The sequence below is a fragment of the Jonesia denitrificans DSM 20603 genome (genome assembly GCF_000024065.1).
GTDB classification, from domain to species: domain Bacteria; phylum Actinomycetota; class Actinomycetes; order Actinomycetales; family Cellulomonadaceae; genus Jonesia; species Jonesia denitrificans.
Genome location: NC_013174.1, coordinates 1,046,967 through 1,069,644, shown reverse-complemented (window position 1 = coordinate 1,069,644; position 22,678 = coordinate 1,046,967). Strand labels below are relative to the sequence as shown.

Sequence of the window (22,678 nt, the reverse complement as noted above, 5' to 3'; positions counted from 1 at the left end):
GGTCCCACCTTACTCGTCCTCTGCGGCCAGTTGACCGCAGGCACCATCGATGTCACTCCCCCGCGTGTCACGAATTGTTGTCGGAATATTGTGCGAACGCAAGCGCCTCACAAACTCCTGCTCAACATCACGGTCACTGGCAGTCCAAATTGACCCTGGTGTTGGATTCAACGGAATAGGATTCACATGCACCCATCCGCGGCCGCGCGCGTTGAGTTTTTCCCCTAACAGGTCCGCACGCCATGCATGATCGTTCATGTCCTTGATCAAGGCATACTCGATCGAGACTCGACGACCCGTTGCATCGTAGTAGCCATAAGCAGCATCGAGCGCCTCATCCACAGTCCACCGGGTGTTAATCGGAACAAGTTGAGAGCGTAATTCGTCGTCAGGGGCGTGCAAACTCAACGCTAGTGTCAGTGGCAAACCCTCTTTGGCGAGTTTATTGATGGCTGGCACCAGCCCGACAGTTGACACCGTGATGTTGCGAGCAGATAGCCCAAACCCTTGTGGGCTCGGCGCAACAAATTGTCGGACCGCTCCCATGAGAGCTTTGTAGTTCGCTAAAGGCTCTCCCATCCCCATAAACACGAGATTATTCAGGTGCGTTGCGCCTCCGGGAATCTCCCCCTGAGCCAGGGCGCGAGCCGCTTGTCGGACTTGTTCAACGATCTCAGCTGTGGACAGGTTTCGGGTCAATCCCATTTGACCAGTAGCACAAAATGGGCACGCCATCCCGCATCCTGCCTGGCTTGACACACACAACGTCGAACGGGTGGGGTACCGCATGAGAACGGATTCGATTTTGATTCCATCGAACAAACGCCACAACGTTTTGACCGTTGCCCCTCCGTCGGCCTCGAGGGTACGAATTTTTGACACTAACGGAGGCATCAACGCTCCGACAAGTTCAGATTTTGCTTGCGCAGGCAGGTCCGTCATCTCATCTGCATTGTCCGTGAGATGTGAGAAATAGTGAGTTTCTAGCTGCTTGGCACGAAACGGTTGGTGTCCAAGTTCCGTCACAACATCGCGTCGTTCCTGGGGGGTCATGTCCGCAAAGTGGCGGGGCGCTTTCCCACGCTTTGGGGCTGTCATTTGAAGCGGAACGAGGGACGGGGTGGGAAGTACGTCAGGCATGGGGTTCTTTCAGTAGGGGCACGACCAGATCGTCAGGCACCTGGCAACGGTGTTGTTGGGAGCTGTGCAGCGGCGGTGAAAAGGAGATAAACAAAAGGAGCAGTGATGAGCATGGAATCAATACGATCAAGCACTCCACCGTGTCCAGGAAGGACTGTTCCCATGTCTTTGAGTTGGAGATCTCGCTTAATCAACGATTCGGCAAGATCACCAACTGTTGCAGTAATAGGAGTGAGTAACCCAAGAGCCACTCCCACCATCGGGTTATAGTCCAACACAACCGCGGAGCCTACTATTCCCACAGCGAGGGACAGGATGAACGATCCCGCAAGACCTTCCCAACTTTTCTTCGGACTAATCGATGGTGCCAGTGGATGCCGGCCGAACAACACCCCGGCAACGTAGCCGCCAGTGTCATTGGCGACCGCCAGGAGAATAAAGACTGCCACCAGGATCGGCCCATCATCCTCAGCCAGCATGAGAGCCACAAATCCTGCCATAAGCGGCAGGTAAGCAGTGGAGAAAATTCCTGCTGCGGAGTCACGTACCGCGTGCTGGCCACCACCGTCAATCACCCGCCACACGACGATACCGGCAACGGTCAGGATGAAGGACACCATCAGCGCTTCAGGGCCAGCAAGGTAGGACGAGACGAGGATACCTGCCGCACCCACCCACATGGGCATCAGGGGTGCGTGTATGTCGCGTCGAGACAGAGCTTGCGCCAACTCCCACAACCCAACACACACTGCAACAAGAGCGACAAGGAGGAATGCTTCCTTGCGGAACCACAATGACGCTCCAACGACCCCAAGAAGCACAAGCGCAACAGCGATGGCTGCGGGTAGGTTACGGCCCGCTTTCGCTGTGACAGTGTCGGATAGTCCTTCCGTTGAACTCATCAGACCTCGAGAAGTTCAGCTTCTTTACCAGCAAGCAGAGTATCGATCTCGTCGACGTGCCGGCGAGTGAGCGCCTCGAGCTCTTTTTCCGCTCGAGTTCCTTCGTCCTCAGACAGTTCACCATCTTTCACAAGACGGTCCAATTGGTCTTTAGCCTTCCGTCGAATGTTGCGGACGGAGACACGACCTTCTTCGCCTTTGTTCTTTGCCAATTTGACGTAGTCACGGCGGCGTTCTTCTGTCAAAGCAGGAAGATTGATGCGGATGGCATTCCCGTCATTGGACGGGTTCACCCCAAGATCTGAATCTCTCAGAGCTTTTTCAATGAGAGACATTGCAGACTTGTCATAAGGAGAGATCAACACTGTGCGCGCTTCAGGAATGTTCATCGAGGCAAGCTGTTGCAAAGGAGTTGGAGCCCCATAATAATCCACCGTGATCTTTGAGAACATGGCGGCGTTCGCGCGGCCCGTGCGGATGGCTGCGAACTCTTCCTTCGCTACCTCAACAGCACGATCCATCTTTTCTTCTGCCTCAAGCAAAATTTCGTCTGACATAACTCTCCTTCAACTGACAGTGCGTGTGTCGTCTATGGTCACTCCAGCCTACTCGCTGGTCACCGTGGTTCCGAAGTTCTCTCCCACAAGCGCACGAGTAACATTACCTTCTTCATCCATTCCAAAGACACGCATCTGGAGCTTGTTGTCACGCCCCAAACTCATCGCAGCGGCGTCCATCACCCCCAGGTCTTGGACGAGAGCGTCGGTGTAGGTGAGCTGTGTCAACAGTGTGGCATCCGGGTTGGTCCGTGGGTCATCAGTGTAGACACCGTCAACACCGTTCTTGCCCATCAGGACCTCATCACAGTGCGTCTCCAATGCCCGCTGGACAGCGACTGTGTCAGTGGAGAAGTAGGGCATTCCTGCACCCGCACCAAAAATGACGACACGACCCTTTTCCAGGTGCCGGATCGCGCGCAGTGGGATGTACGGTTCAGCAACTTGTCCCATGGTGATCGCGGTTTGCACCCGTGTTTGCACACCCGCCTGTTCAAGGAAGTCCTGCAATGCCAGGCAGTTCATCACTGTCCCCAGCATCCCCATGTAGTCGGCACGTGCACGATCAAGTCCTTGCTGCGATAACTCAGCACCACGGAAGAAGTTTCCGCCGCCCACAACAATGGCAACTTGAACTCCTTGGGCGACGGCGGCTGCGATTTCTGCGGCGACTCGGCGCACCACATGCGAGGCTAAACCGATTTGTCCACCACCAAAAGCTTCACCAGAGAGCTTGAGCAAGACACGGCGGGCGTGAGGCTCGTCGATGTCAGGAGGGGTCGTTGCTGTTGCTGTGGACATAGACATGGGATTCTCCGCACTGTGGAAACGTGAAGGTGTTGTGCACATCGATCGTACGTGCGCGGATGCCCGGCTCACATGACGTGAGCCGGGCATCGCGGGTGATAAGTGTCAGGAACCGACGCGGAAACGAACGAATTCCTGGAGCTCTCCGTCAACCTCGGACAGCGTTTGGTCGACCGTCTTCTTTGGGTCCTTGGCCAAGGGCTGTTCGAGGAGAACAACACTCTTGAAGTACCCGTTGAGGCGACCTTCCACGATCTTCGGGAGCGCCGCTTCAGGCTTGCCCTCATTACGTGAGGTTTCCTCTGCGATACGACGCTCGTTCTCCACTTGTTCAGCAGGGACGTCTTCACGAGCCCGGAACTCTGGAGCTAGAGCAGCGATGTGCTGTGCGATGTCTTTAGCAACGGCTTGCCCGGGGGCGTTCGTGACGACAAAAACACCAATTGACGGGGGGAGGTCTTTTGCAGTGCGGTGAAGGTACTGTGTCACAGTCGGGCCTTCAACGACAGCAACGCGACGAAGAACGATCTTCTCGCCGAGCGTTGCCGCTTCTTCATCAATCATCACTTGGATGGTCGTGCCATCAACCTCGGCAGCTAGAGCTGCGTCAGCGTTGTCAGCACCGGACGCTGCAACAGCTGCAAGAACTTTGTCAGCGAGGTCAATGAACTTCTGAGACTTTGCAACGAAGTCCGTTTCGCAGTTGACCTCAATGAGCACACCGCGTTGGCCGGCTGCGGACTCGGCGATGTGTGCGGCAACCAAACCCTCAGAGGTAGCGCGACCTTCACGCTTCGCCACACCTTTCAAACCCTTCACGCGAAGGATTTCTGTGGCCTTTTCCATGTCACCGGCAGCTTCGTCCAGTGCCTTCTTGACGTCGAGCATGCCGGCACCGGTGCGCTCGCGTAGGGCCTTAATGTCAGCGGCAGTGTAGTTTGCCATGATGTTTCCCTTGGTTAGCTGGAATGGATAAGCGTGGTGGCACCGGCCAACCGGTGCCACCAGATCGTCTTACTCGGCTGGAGCGGCTGGAGCTTCTGTGTTCTCAGCAGCGTCCACAGCGGGAGCATCGGCAGCTGGTGCAGCGTCGGCTTCTGGTGCCTTTTCTTGCCCACCTTCAAGGAGCTCACGTTCCCATTCAGCGAGAGGCTCAGCGTCTGCTTTGCCGCCCTTGCTACGTGCCACAAGACCTTCAGCAACTGCATCAGCAACCACGCGGGTCAGCAGTGCAACGGCGCGGATTGCATCGTCGTTGCCAGGAATCTTGTAATCAACGTGGTCGGGGTCGCAGTTGGTGTCGAGGATCGCAACAACCGGGATCCCCAGCTTGCGCGCCTCGTCAACAGCGAGGTGTTCCTTGTTGGTGTCAACAACCCACAAAGCAGAAGGAAGACGAGACATGTCGCGCAACCCACCAAGGGTGCGAGCCAGCTTGTCCTTCTCACGGCGCATGATGAGAAGTTCCTTCTTGGTGTAGACGGAACCTGCGACATCGTCGAAGTCGATCTGCTCAAGTTCCTTCAGACGCTGCAAACGCTTGTTGACGGTCTGGAAGTTGGTGAGCATCCCACCAAGCCAACGGTGGTTAACGTAGGGCATGCCCACGCGTGATGCTTGTTCTGCAACAGGTTCTTGTGCTTGCTTCTTGGTCCCAACGAACAGCACTGACCCACCGCGAGCCACGGTTTCTTTGACAAACTCGTAAGCACGGTCAATGTAGCTCAGTGACTGCTGGAGGTCGACAATGTAGATGCCGTTGCGCTCGGTGAAGATGAATCGCTTCATCTTGGGGTTCCAGCGACGGGTTTGGTGTCCGAAGTGGACACCAGCGTCAAGAAGTTGACGCATGGTGACAACTGCCATGGCAGTGTTCCTTTCGATGCGCGTGCGCGCGAGATCAGGCGGCATGAACCGCGTTTGGGTTATTCAGCCCATAGAGGCGAGGGCTGCTCCACACCCCTGGCTTGCGCACCCGAAGGACCACAGCGCACGCCAGAATCTGTCCCGTCATGAACGGGGAGGATCACCGGGTGTTTTTAGTCAACAGCACATAAGCGCACTGCTGCTCACACTATGCTACCTGATTCAGGCAGTGGACACGGGGCCACTGACGTAGGCAATGCCGTGATTCACCACACAACACCACCAGATCAATGAGACGCGTTCACGCTCTGTGGATATCTCACAACAGGCTCCACCACCTTTTACAGTCAATCTATGTTGTCACTGATTCTCGCTGCCGTGTGGACACTTGGCCTTGCCACACCCCCCACGGTTACCATGATGCCCACCGTTTTGCCGATTCCCGGAGACGTTGCCGCGGTAGATCGTGCAACTCTAGTCAGAGAAGGCATCATCATCAACGATTTTGATCCGCCAGCCCAACGGTGGCAGGCGGGGCATCGAGGTATTGATCTGCGAGCGTCGGACGCTACTGAGCTCTACACCCCCTCCAGTGGAACAGTCACCTTCGCAGGTGTTGTGGCTGGCAAAAACGTGGTCGTCCTTCAGCACGACAATGGGTTGCGATCAAGTTTTGAGCCTGTAACAACTCAATTGCCAGTAGGCACTTTCGTCGAGAAAGGTCGCATCTTCGCGCACCGGCTCCCTGATGCGGTGTCGCATTGTTCAGGTGAGGGGTGTATCCATTGGGGCGTCAAAGACGGCGACACCTACGTTGACCCACTCACACTGATCAATCCTTGGGTGCGCGTCCGACTCCTTGAGTAACCTGTGACGGGTGACAACTAGTGTGCTGCATCCAAAGCGATCAATTGCTTACGCAGTTTCACGATGATTGCTGAGTGCATTTGCGATACCCGAGACTCTGTTACCCCCAGGAGCTTGCCAATCTCGCTCAATGTCATCGAGCGGAAGTAATAGAGCGTCACCACGGCACGTTCGCGTTCATTGAGGTGGTCGACAGCCTGTGCAAGAATTTCGCGCATTTCTCCTTGCGCAAACGATTGAGCAGGATCGACTGCAAGTGTTTCCTGAACACTGTCCATGGCAGAGATTTGATCCACACGGTCACCAGTGGATACCACTTCATCGAGCGCAATAACGTGCCCCGAGGACACTTGCCACTGAAGTTGCCATACGTCTTTTTCCGGGACCCCCAGGTGTTGGGCAATTTCACCACTTGTGGGTTCCCGGTGCAGTGTGTTTTCGAGGTGCTCACAAGCTCGGTCGTATTCCCGGGCCCGTGATCGCACTGAGCGGGGGATCCAATCGAGGGCCCGCAGCTCGTCAATGATGGCACCACGAACTCGAGTTGACGCGTAAGTTTCAAACTTAATGTCGCGGGACGGGTCGAACTTATCAATCGCGTCGATAAGACCAAACATCCCATACGACACAAGATCCGCAGCTTCCACAGTATTGGGAAGCTTCATCCCCACACGTCCGGCAATCATCGTGACCAAGGGCGCGTAGTGCAGGATGAGTTCCTCACGACCCAGCGCGGTGGGATTCGCCTTATAGGCATCCCATAACTGACGCACGGTGCGAGGACAGTTGGTGTTGTCTGATGGTTCTGCAACCGGGGCATCGGTGCCGACAGTTGTCTGATTTGCTGCTGTAGGTGCGAGGGGAGACATAGTGTTCCTTGATGTTTATGGCGGTAAACCAAGGTGGGGGGTGGAATCACGCACGTGGATGTGCGTGTGCGTACGTATCTCGAAGGCGCGTCATGGTGACGTGCGTGTATCTCTGGGTCGTACGGAGAGATGAATGTCCAAGGATCTCCTGAACACTCCTCAGATCTGCTCCCCCTTCGAGCAGATGCGTTGCTGTGGTGTGCCTCAGGTCGTGAGGACGCACCACATCAAGGTCAGCGTGAAGAGCCGCCTTGTTCAGCTCGTCACGAACCTGTCGCGCATTCCACCGTCCCCCGCGAACTCCGAGGAAAAGCGCTTCCTCGGATGTGGATTGCATGATAGGCCGAGACTCTGCGATCCAACGCTCCAAGGCTTGGAGCGCAGGAAGTCCTAGCGGGACGCGTCGTTGCTTGTTCCCTTTACCAGTAACGCGAATCACACGTTGCTCATGATCGATGTCGCCGACGTTGAGCGACACAAGTTCTGCGATCCGCAGGCCACTGGAATAGGTCAGTTCAACAGCGGCCCGTAAACGATCGGTCCGTGCCCGGCTAAGCTCTGTGTTTGTATCTGTCGTTTCGGGCAGGTATACACGCTCTACCGCAGCGAGGAGTTGCTTGACTTGCGCCACCGTCAACACGTGCGGCAACGCAGAATGTGGTGTCGGAGTAGTCAGGCGCTTGCTGGGGTCATCATGACGAATACCGCGTTCCACGAGCCAGGCAAAGAACTGTCGAGCACTGGCGCCACGACGAGCAATTGTCGAGCGTGACAGGTTTTGCGTAAGGCTGTGAGCCAACCATTCACGCAGTTCTTCCAGCGTGATAGTCACCGCATACTCATCCGTCTGTGCATCAGTGACCGACAGGCGCTCAGAGTGCGCTTTGTTGTACTTCGTGAGCTTTTCCTGTGCGTGCCGACGTGAAGTACGGCGGGCATGAACGTGCGCGAAGAGGTCAACAAGGTCACTGCGGTAGGCTACAGCCGTTGCGGCAGCAAGGCCTTTACGCAGTGTCACGTGCTTGTCATACTCATCGAGCAGGGTCATCCATGACTCCGTTAATCAACATTGCCTCCTGGGCCTTTCGTCCCTTTCGCATGCCTAGCACACTTTAGCGACTGGCGCGAGGATCGCAATAGTTCCGCGTTCGTTGAGAGTAGACTATTAGAAAACTCCAATGGGCACTAGTCCCCATGCGATATTGGAGTGAGTTTTCCAGCAACACTAAACCCAAAAATGCCCGCCCCATCCCCTTGGCCCCCCTCACTCTTTCTTCACATTTTCTCCTCCACCAGCCTCAATACTTTCCAGGTGAGCGGTTTTCGGCTACTCGCCGGTAACCTTGCTGTTCACAGATCACTAATTGTTTCAGCTCTAAAATACCGAGAATTTCTCGAACTTCGAGATGACTCAGGCCACTTGCGGCCACGAGGTCATCAATGAATCGAGCCCGGAACGGACTTAGGGCGTCATACACGAGCCGTTCGCCCTCGTGGAGGGAGTCACTCTCGCGCGAGAAGAGATCGTCTTGCCGGTGCGACCCCGTCATGTCTCCGGCCCTTTGTACTCCTGGTTCTGCATGACTATTTTCCCGCTGGTCACTACCTATGTCAGCGTGACGTTCCCTGCGGTCCGATGACCGGTGGTTGACGATGGCTTCAAGGTCTGCTGGGTGGCCAAGGAGGGCCGCATACCCTTCTGCGATGAGACGGTGACATCCAGCCGACTGAGCAGACGTGACTGGTCCAGGAACTGCCATGACCGCGCGCCCCAACCCTGCAGCATGGTGCGCGGTGGATAGAGACCCAGAGCGCCATGCTGCCTCGATCACAGTTGTAACGTCACCCAAACCGGCAATAATGCGATTTCGGCGGAGGAAGCGCACTCGCGAGGGCGCTACCCCTACCGGCATCTCACTGACCAGAGCGCCGTGGTCGATGAGACGCTGCAGGAGTTTTTTGTTTCCTTGGGGGTAGAGACGGTCAACACCACCAGCTAAAACGGCAACACTGGGAAGGTTGTGTTCGAGAGAACCACGGTGGACGTGCGCATCAATGCCATATGCCCCACCGGACACCACGAGGATCTTTGATGTGCTTATTCCTGCAAGAATGGCGTGTGCGACGTAGTCACCGTATGCGCTCGGTGTCCGCGTACCAACGATGGACACCGAAGCGTCTGCATTCACCATGCTGCTCTTACCTCGCACCCACAACAACCAGGGCGACGTCTCTGCGAGGTCATCCAACTGGCGAGGCCAGTGAGGGTGGGATGGGGTAAGCAAGTGCGCGCCGAGGGTTCTTGCGGCGCGCAGATCTCGTTCATTGTCCACCGCAGGCATACGAGCGTTCCACCGCTGCGCCCACTTGGCCAGCCCAGTTCGCTGTTGAGCACTGTCATAGCCGAGCATATCGGCGAGCGTTGTCAGAGCACGCACCGATCGCAGACTTCCTTCGTCTGCGGCATCCCGAACCAACGACCACACATGGGACGCCTCATGAGCTAAGCCCAACTGTTTGTGTTTGTTGAGATAATCAGCTCAGGAGCTTGTTTATCGTTGCGAGCTACGGGCTAACGAAAGTTGAGGGCAGTAAGAGTGGCCACAGTGATTGAGGAAATCGCGGCAATTGATGAAGTGATTAGCAACAATATCGCTGAACTTTCGATGAACCGAGGGCTGCTTTCGCAGAATGCTCTCGCACAGGCCCGAAATCTAGTTGATCAGGTGAGCTTGCTCGCCTTCACGGGCGACAAGACGACAGATAGCAATTGGGGCGGTCTTCATAAAGCTAAAAAGTACGTCGCCGGTCGAGGGGACTTGAAGTTCCTACACAAGTTCTACGGCCATCTTGATATTTCAGCTTCTCACTACACGGTTGATGGTGATGGAGCTGAGCGATTGATGCTCAAGTACTACGAGTATCTGTTAAGGATCAAGCAGTATCTGTGGTCCGCGCACCAGATCGAGATCTTTCACAATCTGAGCGACTTCCCGCTCGACCTGGATCCTGCGCTTACCGAGTATCACCAGAAGATTGCAGAACGGGTCTTAGAAGACAAGCTGAATCCTCGCTTGCCTAGCCGTTCGTCAAACTTCTATATTCACAAGATCGTCCCAATTTTTGTTGGGGGACGAATCATGTACGAGGTGACTTTCACCCCTGCCGTCGGATGGTCAAGCAAATTCGACAGGCTCATCGCCTTCACAGACCTAGAAATCCTAGACAATCACGCTGTTGACCTTGAACTCGTTGATCATGAAATAGGCGTGCTCAAGCAAAAGATGCCGATTCGGGTGATCAGGGCATGGTCGGTCTCCGTTAGACCATGTGAATTTGAGAACCTTGGTCGCCTCTTCGGGGATATGGAACGAATTCGGCGCAGCAAAGACTACCGAGTACTGATGAGTTATATGACTCGTTATCACTACTGTCTTCTGGACATCATTGACCTTTCGGATCATGATTTTGCTGAACTCATGGATCGCATGACGGAAGCGAGTAGCACCTCAAGAATCAGAGATTTGCTCGTCCAAGTACGCACTTACTGTCGGCGGAAAGAAGTCGGAACAAACGTGATTCGCTATCTCCTTTTCCGCGCACGGAACGAATGGATCAAACGACAGAAGACCTCTTGGGGCGAGGAGGGTCTGGGTGACACCAGGATCCGAAGGAAGTCCTATTCCTTTGAGAAGATGCCATTCTATGCATCGCTCGCTGAGCACAATCCGCCGCTTGCTGATGTCTTCGCTTCAGTAGGTTTTCAAGGCAGAGAGCATGAAATGCTCGCACGAAGAATTCGATCCAACGTGGAACAGCGTGCCTCGCTTTACACGCCCATCGCTGAGCTTGCAAGCTTCGGCGACGTAGAACGCCTTTCACGGCTTTACAACGCACGACTGCCCAATTCTCACCCAGGTCGGACTCTCATCCTTGATAAGGGTCACGTTTGTATCCAGGAGTATGAAGAGACCAGCGCAAGAATCCTTAATCGCCTCGATGAGCTGAGCTGCTCAGGGGTGCAAGGATACACCGCATCAGTCGACGCGTGGCTGGACAGTGGGGTGTATCCCATTGGAGATGAAGTCAAGCGATCAGCGATTCGTGAACTGTTCTCGCAATCCAAAGTCGCCTTGATATACGGTGCTGCTGGTACCGGAAAATCAACAATGATCAAGCACGTCTCGGAGTACTTTGCGGATTCCAACAAGCTTTATCTTGCGCAAACTCACCCAGCAGTAGACAACCTCCGGCACAGGGTGGGAGTCGGAACGAACCGTGAGTTCCGAACGATTGCGAGCCACAAGAACCAAGGTGGAAGCTGCGACATACTTTTCATAGATGAGTGCAGCACTGTCAGCAATGAAGATCTCATCAAAGTACTTGAGAAGACCAGCTTTGACCTGCTGGTACTTGTGGGCGATGTCTATCAGATTCGATCTATCAAGTTCGGAAATTGGTTCAGTCTTGCTCGTCAAGTTATCCCGCCGACCTCCATTTTTGAGTTGACGAAACCCTTCCGTACGACAGACAAGAATCTGCTCATGTTCTGGGATGCAGTGAGGCACCGTGAAGACAACATTGAGGAGTTCATGGCGCGGAGCAGATACTCAACGAAGCTGAATGAATCGATATTTGAGCGAGGCGATGAGAGCAGCGACGAGATCATACTCTGTCTGAACTATGACGGTCTCTACGGGATAAATAACATCAATGGCTTCTTACAGAGCACAAACCAGAACCCTCCGGTCGTCTGGGGTCAGCAGACCTATAAGGTTGGAGACCCTGTGCTGTTCAATGAGTTGAGCTTGTACAGGCCGCTTATATACAACAACCTCAAAGGTGTTCTGGCTGGGATAGAAGACTATGGCAGTCACATAGATTTCACTGTTCGTCTCCTTGGCAAGATTTTTACTGAGGAGGAGGCTGAAGAATCAGGTCTTGAATTCATTGATAGCCAAACAGTGAAGCTCACAGTCCTCCATCGAGCTAATAACGATGAGGATGATACCGACGAACACAAGACCTCAGTAGTGCCCTTCCAAGTCGCATATGCAGTTTCAATTCACAAGGCACAAGGGCTCGAATACGACTATGTTCGGCTCGTGATCACCGACAGCAACGAGGATCAGATCACCCACAACATCTTCTACACGGCCATCACTCGTTCCAAGAGTCGGCTCAAGATTTACTGGAGCGCCGAAGCGCAACGACGAATCATTGACAGTTTCCAGGAGCAGCCGAAAAACAAGGATCTCGGACTATTGAAAGCGAGACAGAAAATCTAGAAGATGTTGGCGGCCAGTCCCAGCTTTGCACGGTCAACTAGGTGTGAGTGCAAGCCATGACCAGGCTTTTGAGTGGACTGGTCGCTAAGCCCGCCCGGGGCGCGGCCTCAACAAAATGCCGTCTCAGTAGGTATAAAAGTACGTCGATATGCCAACACCGCCAATTAGACATCACTCACCACAACCGAGAGGCTTATCGCTTCGAGCTACCCGAAGCGTGGTCATAGTTTCGCGGTCATTCGCTCGTGATGTCCGGATGACGGTCACGCTCCTTGAGGCGAGAGTCCGCAATGCCGATACTGGTTCATCCCCGTGCTGCAGCTTGGTTCACTCTGCAGTAGCTAAAACTTTGCGGCTTCTTACGAATCAGATCGATGCCGCCGGAATCACTTCATGAGGTGTAGTAGTGATCTCGCGAGTCTCAGCAAGGAATGGAAAGTACACCCCAGTGATTCAATACCTATAGTCTAATCCGGGCGTCCACCGAAGGTTCCGCCACCTCCGCCGCTGGCAGATGCCGCGCCACTTGACCAGCCAGAGGTGTCCGCACGCCATTCGCTTCTGAGCAGCGGACCTGACGCGCGCACACTCCTGCTTGGGCCATAGCCGATCCGCTGGAAGATGGGTATTTGCTCGCGGACCAACGGCGATGGTTCCAGTCACTACGTGAGTCCTCCATCAGGACAGCACTGTTATTTGATAGCCTCTGGCTATGGGTGGGCAGAATTTGAGAGGAGGGCTGCTTGGACTTCTACGAGCGCCTCTCTATGCGTGGAGTGCTCTGGGCACACCTCCATGAGTTACACGGCAATTCATTCGAAGCGTTCTTTCATGACCTGATGGTCCTATGCGTTCCCGGATTCGTCGATGTTCGCACCGCTGGCAGGCTTGGCGATCAGTCCAGCGACGGCCTCGAATTGTTCAACCAGAAACTCTACGCGTGTTACGCTCCTGAAACCGTAGATGCAAAGACCACCGTACGAAAATTTCAATCCGATTTGGAAGGAGCAATAGCCAAACGCTCCGACCAGTTCACGACCTTTGTATTTGTGCACAACGATGTGCGCGGCGTACATCCAGGAATCTCGGCAGCGTTGGCAAAGGCCCGGAACGATTACCCCGGTGTTTCCTTCGAACTCATGGGAATGCGTCATTTCCGAGACTTGCTCGGTAAACAGGATTGCCAAGACGTTGAAGCACTCTTGCAGAAGCAGTTACCACTGCAATACGCCGTAGCTGTCGGGTTGCAGGAGATGGAAGAGTTGCTCGCGGATTTAGCTTCTCAGCGATCGCCGGACGCTGCTCCAGCGCCGATTGAAGCGGTTTCCGTGTACAAGCTCAACTACAGCTATCTGACGGAAGAGAGCCAGTCCGAGCTGCGCTACGGCATGAGGCACTCAGCCATGATTTCTGACTACTACGAGCGAAGAATCGATATTACTGAGCGAGACGAGGTCGCGGCTCGATTTCATTCGGAGTATCTGGAGGCAGTGAGTGCTGGCCTCGAGCCTGAGGATGTGTTGCTCCGGCTCCGAGAGTTCCTGGCAGGGAACCGAGTCGCTTCCGCACCCGCGTATCGCGCACAGACCGCTGTTTTAGCCTACTTTTTCGAGAGCTGCGATATCTTCGAGAACGCTCCCGATGGCTGGATGCCTCAACGCCAGGTAATTACGCAATGATCGAACCGACGAAAGGCATCGCGCCGCAACGTGCACTACTGACCGTCGGCGCTCAGATTTCGATGGTACTGAAAGAGCCCATGACGGTTAGTCAAGCGTGGAAAGCGCTCAAGACATGGCGTGCCCGCCATGACAATGGTGCCGCGTTGCCGTTCTCATGGTTTGTGCTTGCGCTGGATCTTCTGTATGCCCTCGGGACGGTCCACTACGAAGACGGCTTGCTCTATAGAAAGCGGGTGAGCTGATGCTCCGGCAACTTCAATCCAGCAATGAACGATTTAAATCGATCACATTCAAACCCGGCCGCAACATCTTGATTGCGGAGAAGACGGAGCGGTCCACCGACACGGACAGCCGCAATGGTGCTGGGAAGTCCTCGCTCATCGAGATCCTACACTTTCTTCTCGGGATGCGTGACCTCAGAGGCTCTGTACTCAAGAACTCTGCGCTCCAAGCCGACACGTTCACATTGCGGTTGGACTGGCCTACTGCGACGGAAAGGGTGACCGTAAGTCGATCACTGAGCAAACGGAGCCGGGTACTCCTAGAGCCGAACGTCGCAGCTGAGTCCGCTCTCCTCGAGACCGCCGGGAACGCCACAATCCCAGAGTGGGTCGCAGCGATCGGACGGGATCTGTATGCGTTCCCCGAGGAACACGGGGGCGTGAGCGCCCGCACTCTGCTGTCGCTCTACATCCGCAGGATAAGCCAGCGTGCTCTTGATGACCCGGTGAGGACCTATCCGACTCAGTCAATCGCCGACGCGACCACGAACGCCGCCTACCTACTAGGTCTGGACTGGAGACTCGCAGCAGAGTACAAGCAACTCGCCGGTCGGGAGTCGCTCCGCCGCAAGCTTAGGGAGGCGATGAAGGATCCTGCTTTTGGCCTGGTTGTCGGCACTGTGTCAGAACTTCGGGGCCAAGTTGCTTCGGCCAGCGTCCGAACGCGGGACCTCGAAAAGCAGGTCGCGGCTTTCCAAGTCGTGCCCGAGTATGAACTTCTTCAGTTTCGTGCAGACGAAATTGATGCAAGGATCCGCCGCATGAGAACTGAAGATGCTGCCGATCGACGCAATCTCCAGGATTTGCGGGACTCCCTTCGCGATGAACATGAACCAGACGTCAGCTACCTACACCGTGCATATCAGGAACTCGGCGTCGTGCTGCCCGACGCGCTTCTGCGGCACTACGACGATGTCCAAGCCTTCCACGAATCTGTTCTCTCCAACAGACGTTCGTACCTCGAAGAAGAGATAACCAGTACTGAATCACGACTCGAGGAACGGCAAGAGGAACGTGAGCGTCTAGGAAGCGAACAAGCTAGCCTCCTACGAACTCTACACGACGGTGGTGCTCTCGACGCATTCACGGGGTTGCAAGAACAGCTCTCCGTTGCGCGCTCTGAACTACAGACCGTCACCGACAGGTTCGAAACAGCCAAACAACTCGAAGCCACTCAAGCAGAGATCAAGTTTGAACGAAGCAAGCTGCAACAGGAGATCAGCCGTGATCTTGTCGAGCGAGAGTCACACATTACGGACATCAATATTCTTTTCCAACGATTCACCACTGCACTCTATGGCCCGGGCCGAGACGCATACGTGGACATCACTGCCCTTGATACGAGCTTACATATCTCCCCCCACATCGGAGGAGAGAACAGTCAAGGTATTGGCAAGATGGTCATCTTCTGTTTCGATCTGACGTGTGCTGTGCTTGCTCACCGTAATGGTCGTGGACCGGATTTCCTCGTCCACGACAGCCACCTTTTCGATGGTGTGGACGAACGTCAGGTCGGCGAAGCCCTCAAGCTCGCCGCAACGGTGTGCGGCGAGGAAGGTATCCAATACATCGCAACTATGAACAGCGATGACCTCGCGAAAGCAACCCCGTTCGACCCTTCCGTGAGAGACGACATCATCGAGCCCCGCCTAACTGATGCCTATGATGATGGCGGCCTTTTTGGCTTCCACTTTGAATAACATTTATATGAAACAGTTCTGCCGAAACACACGCTGCACTGCGCAACTCTGTCGCCGCGCACAACGCCTAACGTCGCTTCGAGTTGGCATGTCGTCGCCGTATGCGATTAAGTCCGGAATGGAATGTTCACCCTATTTGCGGGTACCAATTTGGCCGCACTTCGAACATGCGGGACGGGTGAGGGACGGATCCAGTGCCTATCTCTGTCGGTGAAGTCGAACACGCTCACGCGAAAAAAGCGATCGAAGAAGCATTGAAGTCCAGCGATAACGCCCGCGTGGGAGCCGTCATCGCACGAGGCGAAACCGTCCTGGCGACGGGCTACAAGAGCGAAATAGACAAGTTACATGCGGAACAGATCGCGTTACACAAGGCCGAAATGCAGGGCGTTGATGTCAAAGGCGCGACTCTCTATACGACTATGGAGCCGTGTGCCAACTCACGCACATCCCGAGTCCCTTGCGCGGAGTTGGTTGCCGAGGCAGGTATCGTCGAAGTCCACATCGGCGAGTATGACCCGAACCCCCAGGTCTACAGGCTTGGCTGGAAGCACCTTCGCGACCGAGGAATAGGGCTGCGTGACTTCCCAAAGGATCTCAGAAAACAAGCGCACGAAGCAGGAACAAACTTCACGAGGGTGTTCACTAATGGCTTCGGCGTGAGCGCGGGCGCGAAGTTTGATTTCACGCAGAACGGAGGGCGCTTCACGATCAGGCTTGATGAAGAAAAAGACTCGCCTACTTGGGAAACGCGATGGACAAACTGTGGCGCAAATGCGATCTACTTGAATGGAGGACGCCACGGCGTCGTCGCCCACACCCGGTACGCGGAGCAGTTTAACGAAATCGACGACCCTGATGCTCTCGACTTCGGACACCATTCACCGAAGATCGACGTTGGGTCAATCGGTGTGATGCGTAACGAGCATGGCCATGTACTCTGCAAAGTCACGTCTATCGAACCCACCGCGGACTATGGTGGCACTGGCCATGTATCGGTCACTATCAAATGGGAGATTCGCTTGCGCAGTTCGGCAGGCGCTTAGCCAACGCGCTGAGTCTGAATCAGTTCGACGCTACACCCTTGCGATCACAAACTCTGGGGCCCCGCAACCAAGGTGTAATAATGTTCCTGCGAGCCTCATCAAGGAAGAGCACACCATGGTGCGCACGAGATGCGGCACCTGGGCGCGGAGTTCCTGAGCCACCACCAATGATTGCAGCCGGAGTTGCCGTGTGGTGAGGCGCCTCAAACGGGGGTTGAGTGATCAGCCCTTGCGTAGGATTGAGCGTGCCTGACAGCGAGTGAATTGATGTCACCGACACTGCTTGTTCATCTGTGAGAGGCGGCAGAATAGTAGACATTCGCTCTGCAAGCATTGTTTTCCCGGTCCCTGGCGGCCCAACAAAAAGAAGGTTGTGACCTCCAGCTGCAGCGACTTCCAGAGCGTGACGTGCACTCACCTGCCCAATGACGTCACTCATGTCAGGTGGGGACGTTGGTTTGGAGGTGCATTGTGTCGGCGTGCGCTCGCGCGTTCGCGTTGACGCATGGGCACTGTTGGGGGCACGAGGCGCTACAGATTGTTGATGTGGGAGTAGCTCTTGTAAGTGGCTTACGTCAGTGATGGCGAGGCCTGGAACAAGACGCGCCTCGATGGCGTTACCGTGTGGCACTACTGCACGGGTGTGCCCTGCTTCTTGTGCTGCGTGGAGTGCTGGGAGAATCCCACGAATGGGTTGCAGGGTTCCGTCGAGAGAGAGTTCTCCTAAGTAGATTGTGTCGTTGTGTTCGTCGCTGAGAATCCCACTGGCCCGAAGGACTGCCACCGCAATGGCAAGGTCAAAACCGGAGCCAGATTTAGGGAGTGATGCAGGGGCAAGATTTACGACGATTTTTCGCGGTGGAAGAGTCAGACCACAAGAAGCGATCGCGGCTCGCACCCGTTCTTTTGCTTCTGTGAGAGATGCATCTGGGAGCCCAACGATTGTAAACCCAGGAAGAGCGTTGGCGAGGTGCGCCTCAACAACAACATGATGTCCGTCGAGTCCGAGTAGGCTCATTGCTTGTGCGTGTCCAAGTGTCATGGGCGCACGTCCTTCAAGTGATCGATGTGCCATTCGTTCGTGGGGGTGGCATATCGATTAGATGGCGCAAGAACAGAGATCACGTCGAAGCGAAGTTCGCGTGGGCGGACTCCAGCGTGCGTGAGCCAGGCTGCTGCGAGTCTGCGTAACTGGGTGAGTTTGCGTGGGGTCACTGCTTCACTGGGATGACCGCAGTGTTGTGTTGTGCGGGTTTTCACCTCGACGATGACGAGCGTTGCTCCATCGCGTGCAATGATGTCAATTTCTCCGCGCATAGGATAGGCGGCACGCCAGTTACGTTCGAGGATGGCGTACCCGCGCTTTTGTAGCCACTGCGCGGCGTAGGTTTCTCCGGTTTGCCCAAGGGTGTAGGTGCGTGTGGTCATGGCTTCCTCTCGTCCACGTCATCGTGGCAGGAAGCGAGCGGGTCGCGTGGGTTCGCGGTCTTGGCTGAGGTGTCACATGTGGTCAGGGGATTGTCATAGCACTGTGGACAACCGCATAAGTCGGTCAACCAACAACACCGCGTGGAGAGACGTCATCGCTACAAAGAGATCTCCGCCGGCGTGAGTTCCTCGATGTTCACGTCCTTGAAAGTCACAACACGCACGGATTTCACAAAGCGTTTTGACCGATACACATCCCACACCCAGGCATCTGTCAACGCCACCTCAAAGAACACCTCACCTGCTGCTGTCCGCACCTGTAGGTCAACGGAGTTCGCCAAGTAGAAGCGTCGTTCTGTTTCCACCACAAAGGAAAAGAGGTGTACGACATCACGGTATTCGCGGTAGAGCGCTAGCTCACGGTCAGTTTCGTAGTTCTCGAGTTCTTCAGCACTCACCGTTCCATCATGCCTCACCGTTGACGGCTGCGTCCGCGTCCACGCCGGGCAAACGCCAAGACATCCGGTGGTGTGGTGTCGGCCCGCGGGTTGTCAGCGCGTACGTATGACCTGAGGAAGCGTAGCCTTTGTTCGTCACCCAGCCGTAGTGGGGAAAATCGTGGTCAAGTTCCCTCATGATCGCGTCACGGTGTTCTTTGGCAAGAATTGATGCGCCAGCAACACTCGCACACGCCAGGTCAGCTTTGACTCTGGTCACCACCCGTGGCTCTTCATACCCGTCGATCGTCTGTTGGTCTGATGTCACTGCGTCGAAGAGATCTTGAACTGGTTCACTTAACCAATTGTGGGACCCATCGAGAAGGACGGTGTCGACTGGTCCGAGACGTTGCATGATTTCCCCAAGCGCACGCTGCCCGGCTAAACGTAGCGCTCCCACAATCCCGCACTCGTCAATTTCCTCGGGTGTTGCTAGCCCTACTGCGCTAGCGACGGCCCACCCTTGGATCATAGGGACAAGTAGTGCGCGGGCTTCGTGTGAGAGTTCTTTGGAGTCGGTAAGACCCACGGGCGGTAGTTGAGTTGTGGGGTCAACCACGCACACACCAACAGCGACTGGTCCTGCAAGAGCTCCACGTCCCACTTCATCAACACCGGCAACAAGGCGAGCCCCACGGTCAAATAAGGAACGCTCATGGGTAAGGTCTGCCCAGACTCGAGTGGCACGGCGAGCTCGTGGCGTGGCTTCTTCCCAGAGTGCGAGTTCTTCACTTTGCGGCGGCTCGCCTTCGCTAAGGTCATCACTGTGCCCCGGGGCGTGTGTGCTTCCCAGGTCAAGTTCTTCAACTTCACCGAGACCGTAGGTGGCAGGGGGAACTGCCTGTCGCAGTTCAAAAAGCGCAGGAGTGTCTTCATCCATCATGTACCTGCCTTATGTTACGAACCAGCAGGTGCTGGAACGTCAGAAAAAACCTCACCAGGATTGGTTTGCCACGCAAGTCGATCCAGCGGCCACATGGTAACGAACGCAGTACCGACAACATCGTCATAGGGCACAAAGCCGCCTCCGGGGCCACCCATGTTAAACCGGGAATCACCAGAGTCTGACCGGTTGTCACCAAGGACCCATAAGGATTCCTCAGGAACGATCACATCGAATTCGACGGCGGAAGGAGCTACCCCTTCTTTCAGGTACGGAGTTTCGTCGATTGCCTGTCCATTGACAGTCAGTTGTCCATCTGCGGTACAGCACGTCACCCTATCCCCCGGCATACCAATCACACGTTTCACAACATGTTGACCTGCATCTTGCGGCAAGATTCCTATAAACGTTAATGCTGAACGAACAGCATTTTGCCCTGGGGTGTCGTCAACCTCGTGTCCGCTCAACCAACCACCAGGGTCAGTAAACACAACGATGTCTCCCCGATTAATGTCAAAGATGTCAGGCGTCATCTTAGACACAAGGATCCGGTCGTTAATCTGGAGAGTGTCTTCCATGGAACTTGACGGAATGAAGAACGCCTGCACAAGGAATGTTTTAATCAGCCACGACAACACAAGCGCAGACACAACAATGATTGCTGTTTCTTTGAGCAGTGACAGTCGCCCTGGGCGCGGGGCATCGCGGTGTGGGGTGTGCTGGCTCACGTGGTCCCTGCCGTTCGGTTGTCCGTGCAACGCATTGTTGCTTGTCAGCGTTGTGGTGCATCGCGTCAGTGGCGGCGGTGCCCACCCAGTGTACGCCACAGGGCGGCCCCCTTGCGGGAGCCGCCCTGGGCGGTACACCATGTCACAGTGACTCGAAGGTCACTTAGCGACAGACTCACGCTTTTCTTTGATCTTCGCTGCCTTACCACGCAACTTGCGCAGGTAGTAGAGCTTCGCACGACGGACATCACCGCGGGTGATGACCTCAATGGAGTCAATGGTTGGCGCGTGCAACGGGAAGGTACGCTCCACACCAGTTCCAAAGCTCATCTTGCGGACGGTGAAGGTTTCACCGATTCCCCCACCATGACGGCGGATAACGATCCCTTGGAAGGCCTGGATACGAGAACGGTTACCTTCCACAACCTTAACGTTGACGCGCACAGTGTCTCCGGCACGGAAGGTGGGAATGTCAGTGCGCAAGGCGCTGTCTGTCACGAAGTCAAGCTTCTGCATGTTTTCTCCTCGCCCTGCCACAGGTCAGGAACGATCTGGCGAGCATCACGCTCGGCGTTGTCATGATTCGGCGTGATAGATCCGGTTGTTCTCCCCCATGGCAGAGAACTGTTGGCACACCAACACACTATTGTGCCACATCACCTACTGATGAGGAACACACTCCGTGTGAGGTCACAATGAATCCCAGCTCAGTGAGCAGCGCCTGATCATGCGCATCGAGCTCTGTGACGTCAAGGGCCTCAATCATGTCAGGACGCCGACGCGCAGTTCGCTCAAGGGATTGGTCCCGCCGCCAACGGGCAATACGCCCATGGTGACCCGAGAGAAGAACTGCGGGCGCATCGAGACCACGCCAGGAAGGAGGACGGGTGAACACTGGGTATTCCAACAGTCCTGCTTCACCATGAGATTCTTCAACAAGCGAATGCGGATTCCCCACGACGCCCGGGATCAGTCGGACGATCGCTTCAATCATGACCATCGCAGCGACCTCACCCCCATTGAGGACATAGTCTCCGATAGAGAGTTCCGCCACCTCAATGCCACGGTCCCGGTAGTGATCGGCAACACGCGCATCGATTCCCTCATAGCGGCCACAAGCCACGGCAATATGGTCAACAGTCGCAAGATCATGGGCATGGCGTTGCGAAAACGACTGACCCGACGGGGTCGGAATAATGAGTACCCGACGTGGTGGGGATTCCCCTCCGTCAGTCACAGCACCATCCGGACTCACCACACCTGCCGCTTCTTTGTCCCCGTGGGGCGCAATCAACTCCTCGTGCGCGAACACCGAGTCGAGGGCTTGGCCCCACACGTCAGGCTTCATGACCATCCCAGCGCCACCACCCAATGGAGTGTCATCCACAGTGCGGTGACGGTCCGTGGTCCACTGGCGCAGATCGTGAACGTTGATTGTCACTGTGCCTTGCTCGCGGGCCTTGCCCACCAGCGACAAACCTAATGGGGCAAGATAGTCGGGAAAAATGGAGACGACATCAATAATCATGACGACAACTGCTCACCATCATCATCGCGGACAACAACCAACTGGTCACGATCCTCGGTAAGCAACCCACCAGGAGGATCAATCACCACATAGCCGCCGGCAACATCAACTGTTGGGACAAAAATCTTCAAAAACGGTAGGTAAACGCGTTCGCCACCATCTTCATCAATAATCAATGCATCTTGAGCAGGGAGAGGCTCAAGCCCTGCCACACGTCCCACTCGCGCACCGGAGAGACGTCGAACCTCCAGCCCTTCTAACTCGTGCGGGTACCAAGCGTCGTCTTCATCGGAGTGATCAACCTCGATCACCAACTCAACACCACGGTAGCTCTCTGCAACGGTACGGTCAGGGATTTCCTCAAAAGTGACATACCAGCGATCTTGGTGGGCACGCTGCCGTGTCACAGTGAGCGGGCCACGATCTGCTGGTTGTGTGGCGATCTTGTGGCCAGGCACAAAGCGCTCTTGGGGAACATCAGTTGTGACAATCACCGACACTTCACCATGCAAGCCATGCGCCTTACCAATTGTTCCAATTTTCAGTTGCATCCCTGAGTTCCTTGTCCACTTAACATGACGAGGCCCGGCCACAATAGTGGCCGAGCCT

Annotated in this window: 23 protein-coding genes; 6 read left to right on the top strand and 17 right to left on the bottom strand. The window is 55.3% G+C overall.

Annotated elements, in window-relative coordinates:
- Positions 1–9: 9 nt before the first annotated feature.
- The 6 genes from rlmN to rpsB form a co-directional block, all read right to left on the bottom strand.
- On the bottom strand, positions 10–1,140 hold the full coding sequence (gene rlmN, locus JDEN_RS05055) for a dual-specificity RNA methyltransferase RlmN (protein ID WP_015771293.1): 1,131 nt from the start codon (positions 1,138–1,140) through the stop codon (positions 10–12).
- Positions 1,141–1,172: 32 nt separating this feature from the next.
- On the bottom strand, positions 1,173–2,042 hold the full coding sequence (locus tag JDEN_RS05050) for a phosphatidate cytidylyltransferase (protein ID WP_015771292.1): 870 nt from the start codon (positions 2,040–2,042) through the stop codon (positions 1,173–1,175).
- Positions 2,042–2,599 carry a ribosome recycling factor gene (frr, locus tag JDEN_RS05045; protein ID WP_015771291.1) on the bottom strand — a complete coding sequence of 186 codons (558 nt, stop codon included), beginning with the start codon at positions 2,597–2,599 and terminating at the stop codon, positions 2,042–2,044. The genes JDEN_RS05050 and frr overlap by 1 nt, the downstream gene beginning before the upstream one ends.
- 48 nt (positions 2,600–2,647) lie before the next feature.
- The gene (pyrH, locus tag JDEN_RS05040; RefSeq protein ID WP_015771290.1) at positions 2,648–3,406 is read right to left on the bottom strand and encodes a UMP kinase; all 759 of its coding nucleotides are present in this window, start codon (positions 3,404–3,406) and stop codon (positions 2,648–2,650) included.
- A gap of 105 nt (positions 3,407–3,511) precedes the next feature.
- Positions 3,512–4,351 (bottom strand): translation elongation factor Ts, encoded by an 840-nt coding sequence (gene tsf, locus JDEN_RS05035; protein ID WP_015771289.1) that lies wholly within the window; start codon positions 4,349–4,351, stop codon positions 3,512–3,514.
- Positions 4,352–4,420: 69 nt separating this feature from the next.
- On the bottom strand, positions 4,421–5,272 hold the full coding sequence (gene rpsB, locus JDEN_RS05030) for a 30S ribosomal protein S2 (RefSeq protein WP_015771288.1): 852 nt from the start codon (positions 5,270–5,272) through the stop codon (positions 4,421–4,423).
- A gap of 354 nt (positions 5,273–5,626) precedes the next feature.
- Between rpsB and JDEN_RS05025 the strand changes: the two genes are divergently transcribed.
- A complete protein-coding gene (locus JDEN_RS05025; protein WP_015771287.1) occupies positions 5,627–6,139 on the top strand; it encodes a M23 family metallopeptidase in 513 nt (170 codons plus the stop codon).
- A gap of 17 nt (positions 6,140–6,156) precedes the next feature.
- On the opposite strand, the gene JDEN_RS05020 is transcribed toward JDEN_RS05025, so the two are convergent.
- From JDEN_RS05020 to dprA, 3 genes are all read right to left on the bottom strand, one after another.
- Positions 6,157–7,008, bottom strand: a complete 852-nt coding sequence (locus JDEN_RS05020; RefSeq protein WP_015771286.1) for a FliA/WhiG family RNA polymerase sigma factor — start codon at positions 7,006–7,008, stop codon at positions 6,157–6,159.
- A gap of 46 nt (positions 7,009–7,054) precedes the next feature.
- A complete protein-coding gene (locus JDEN_RS05015; RefSeq protein ID WP_015771285.1) occupies positions 7,055–8,056 on the bottom strand; it encodes a tyrosine-type recombinase/integrase in 1,002 nt (333 codons plus the stop codon).
- A 250-nt stretch (positions 8,057–8,306) separates the two neighbouring features.
- Positions 8,307–9,446 (bottom strand): DNA-processing protein DprA, encoded by a 1,140-nt coding sequence (gene dprA, locus JDEN_RS05010; protein WP_143713250.1) that lies wholly within the window; start codon positions 9,444–9,446, stop codon positions 8,307–8,309.
- 168 nt (positions 9,447–9,614) lie between these two features.
- Here dprA and JDEN_RS05005 point away from each other — a divergent pair, with 168 nt between their 5' ends.
- The 5 genes from JDEN_RS05005 (at position 9,615) to JDEN_RS04985 (ending at position 17,005) form a co-directional block, all read left to right on the top strand.
- Complete coding sequence (locus JDEN_RS05005) at positions 9,615–12,296, top strand: ATP-dependent DNA helicase (protein WP_143713247.1); 2,682 nt, start codon at positions 9,615–9,617, stop codon at positions 12,294–12,296.
- 743 nt (positions 12,297–13,039) lie between these two features.
- Positions 13,040–13,975 carry an ABC-three component system protein gene (locus JDEN_RS05000; RefSeq protein WP_015771282.1) on the top strand — a complete coding sequence of 312 codons (936 nt, stop codon included), beginning with the start codon at positions 13,040–13,042 and terminating at the stop codon, positions 13,973–13,975.
- Positions 13,972–14,220, top strand: a complete 249-nt coding sequence (locus JDEN_RS04995) for an ABC-three component system middle component 6 (protein ID WP_015771281.1) — start codon at positions 13,972–13,974, stop codon at positions 14,218–14,220. The genes JDEN_RS05000 and JDEN_RS04995 overlap by 4 nt, the downstream gene beginning before the upstream one ends.
- Positions 14,220–15,959 (top strand): ABC-three component system protein, encoded by a 1,740-nt coding sequence (locus JDEN_RS04990; RefSeq protein ID WP_015771280.1) that lies wholly within the window; start codon positions 14,220–14,222, stop codon positions 15,957–15,959. Before JDEN_RS04995 ends, JDEN_RS04990 begins: the two co-directional genes overlap by 1 nt.
- 194 nt (positions 15,960–16,153) lie before the next feature.
- Positions 16,154–17,005, top strand: coding sequence for a deaminase (locus JDEN_RS04985; RefSeq protein WP_015771279.1), 852 nt, complete (start codon positions 16,154–16,156; stop codon positions 17,003–17,005).
- 19 nt (positions 17,006–17,024) lie between these two features.
- Here JDEN_RS04985 and JDEN_RS04980 read toward each other — a convergent pair whose 3' ends face one another.
- From JDEN_RS04980 to rimM, 8 genes are all read right to left on the bottom strand, one after another.
- Positions 17,025–18,047: a YifB family Mg chelatase-like AAA ATPase gene (locus JDEN_RS04980; RefSeq protein ID WP_015771278.1), complete on the bottom strand. Its 1,023-nt coding sequence runs from the start codon at positions 18,045–18,047 to the stop codon at positions 17,025–17,027.
- Positions 18,044–18,433: a YraN family protein gene (locus JDEN_RS04975; protein ID WP_015771277.1), complete on the bottom strand. Its 390-nt coding sequence runs from the start codon at positions 18,431–18,433 to the stop codon at positions 18,044–18,046. Before JDEN_RS04975 ends, JDEN_RS04980 begins: the two co-directional genes overlap by 4 nt.
- Before the next feature lie 158 nt (positions 18,434–18,591).
- Complete coding sequence (locus JDEN_RS04970) at positions 18,592–18,891, bottom strand: DUF2469 domain-containing protein (protein ID WP_015771276.1); 300 nt, start codon at positions 18,889–18,891, stop codon at positions 18,592–18,594.
- Between the two features lie 7 nt (positions 18,892–18,898).
- Positions 18,899–19,813, bottom strand: a complete 915-nt coding sequence (locus JDEN_RS04965; RefSeq protein ID WP_226926598.1) for a ribonuclease HII — start codon at positions 19,811–19,813, stop codon at positions 18,899–18,901.
- Positions 19,814–19,827: 14 nt separating this feature from the next.
- Positions 19,828–20,541, bottom strand: a complete 714-nt coding sequence (gene lepB, locus JDEN_RS04960) for a signal peptidase I (RefSeq protein ID WP_226926599.1) — start codon at positions 20,539–20,541, stop codon at positions 19,828–19,830.
- Between the two features lie 159 nt (positions 20,542–20,700).
- On the bottom strand, positions 20,701–21,057 hold the full coding sequence (gene rplS, locus JDEN_RS04955) for a 50S ribosomal protein L19 (protein ID WP_015771273.1): 357 nt from the start codon (positions 21,055–21,057) through the stop codon (positions 20,701–20,703).
- Between the two features lie 127 nt (positions 21,058–21,184).
- On the bottom strand, positions 21,185–22,069 hold the full coding sequence (trmD, locus tag JDEN_RS04950) for a tRNA (guanosine(37)-N1)-methyltransferase TrmD (RefSeq protein ID WP_015771272.1): 885 nt from the start codon (positions 22,067–22,069) through the stop codon (positions 21,185–21,187).
- Positions 22,066–22,620, bottom strand: a complete 555-nt coding sequence (gene rimM / locus JDEN_RS04945; RefSeq protein WP_015771271.1) for a ribosome maturation factor RimM — start codon at positions 22,618–22,620, stop codon at positions 22,066–22,068. The genes trmD and rimM overlap by 4 nt, the downstream gene beginning before the upstream one ends.
- Between the last annotated feature and the right edge of the window lie 58 nt (positions 22,621–22,678).

What these genes read in the sequence shown, in the direction of transcription:
- rlmN (WP_015771293.1), bottom strand. Translation starts at nt 1,140, where the DNA reads ATGCCTGACGTACTTCCCACCCCGTCCCTCGTTCCGCTTCAAATGACA.
- JDEN_RS05050 (WP_015771292.1), bottom strand. Translation starts at nt 2,042, where the DNA reads ATGAGTTCAACGGAAGGACTATCCGACACTGTCACAGCGAAAGCGGGC.
- frr (WP_015771291.1), bottom strand. Translation starts at nt 2,599, where the DNA reads ATGTCAGACGAAATTTTGCTTGAGGCAGAAGAAAAGATGGATCGTGCT.
- pyrH (WP_015771290.1), bottom strand. Translation starts at nt 3,406, where the DNA reads ATGTCTATGTCCACAGCAACAGCAACGACCCCTCCTGACATCGACGAG.
- tsf (WP_015771289.1), bottom strand. Translation starts at nt 4,351, where the DNA reads ATGGCAAACTACACTGCCGCTGACATTAAGGCCCTACGCGAGCGCACC.
- rpsB (WP_015771288.1), bottom strand. Translation starts at nt 5,272, where the DNA reads ATGGCAGTTGTCACCATGCGTCAACTTCTTGACGCTGGTGTCCACTTC.
- JDEN_RS05025 (WP_015771287.1), top strand. Translation starts at nt 5,627, where the DNA reads ATGTTGTCACTGATTCTCGCTGCCGTGTGGACACTTGGCCTTGCCACA.
- JDEN_RS05020 (WP_015771286.1), bottom strand. Translation starts at nt 7,008, where the DNA reads ATGTCTCCCCTCGCACCTACAGCAGCAAATCAGACAACTGTCGGCACC.
- JDEN_RS05015 (WP_015771285.1), bottom strand. Translation starts at nt 8,056, where the DNA reads ATGACCCTGCTCGATGAGTATGACAAGCACGTGACACTGCGTAAAGGC.
- JDEN_RS04995 (WP_015771281.1), top strand. Translation starts at nt 13,972, where the DNA reads ATGATCGAACCGACGAAAGGCATCGCGCCGCAACGTGCACTACTGACC.
- JDEN_RS04990 (WP_015771280.1), top strand. Translation starts at nt 14,220, where the DNA reads ATGCTCCGGCAACTTCAATCCAGCAATGAACGATTTAAATCGATCACA.
- JDEN_RS04980 (WP_015771278.1), bottom strand. Translation starts at nt 18,047, where the DNA reads ATGACACTTGGACACGCACAAGCAATGAGCCTACTCGGACTCGACGGA.
- JDEN_RS04975 (WP_015771277.1), bottom strand. Translation starts at nt 18,433, where the DNA reads ATGACCACACGCACCTACACCCTTGGGCAAACCGGAGAAACCTACGCC.
- JDEN_RS04965 (WP_226926598.1), bottom strand. Translation starts at nt 19,813, where the DNA reads ATGATGGATGAAGACACTCCTGCGCTTTTTGAACTGCGACAGGCAGTT.
- rplS (WP_015771273.1), bottom strand. Translation starts at nt 21,057, where the DNA reads ATGCAGAAGCTTGACTTCGTGACAGACAGCGCCTTGCGCACTGACATT.
- trmD (WP_015771272.1), bottom strand. Translation starts at nt 22,069, where the DNA reads ATGATTATTGATGTCGTCTCCATTTTTCCCGACTATCTTGCCCCATTA.
- rimM (WP_015771271.1), bottom strand. Translation starts at nt 22,620, where the DNA reads ATGCAACTGAAAATTGGAACAATTGGTAAGGCGCATGGCTTGCATGGT.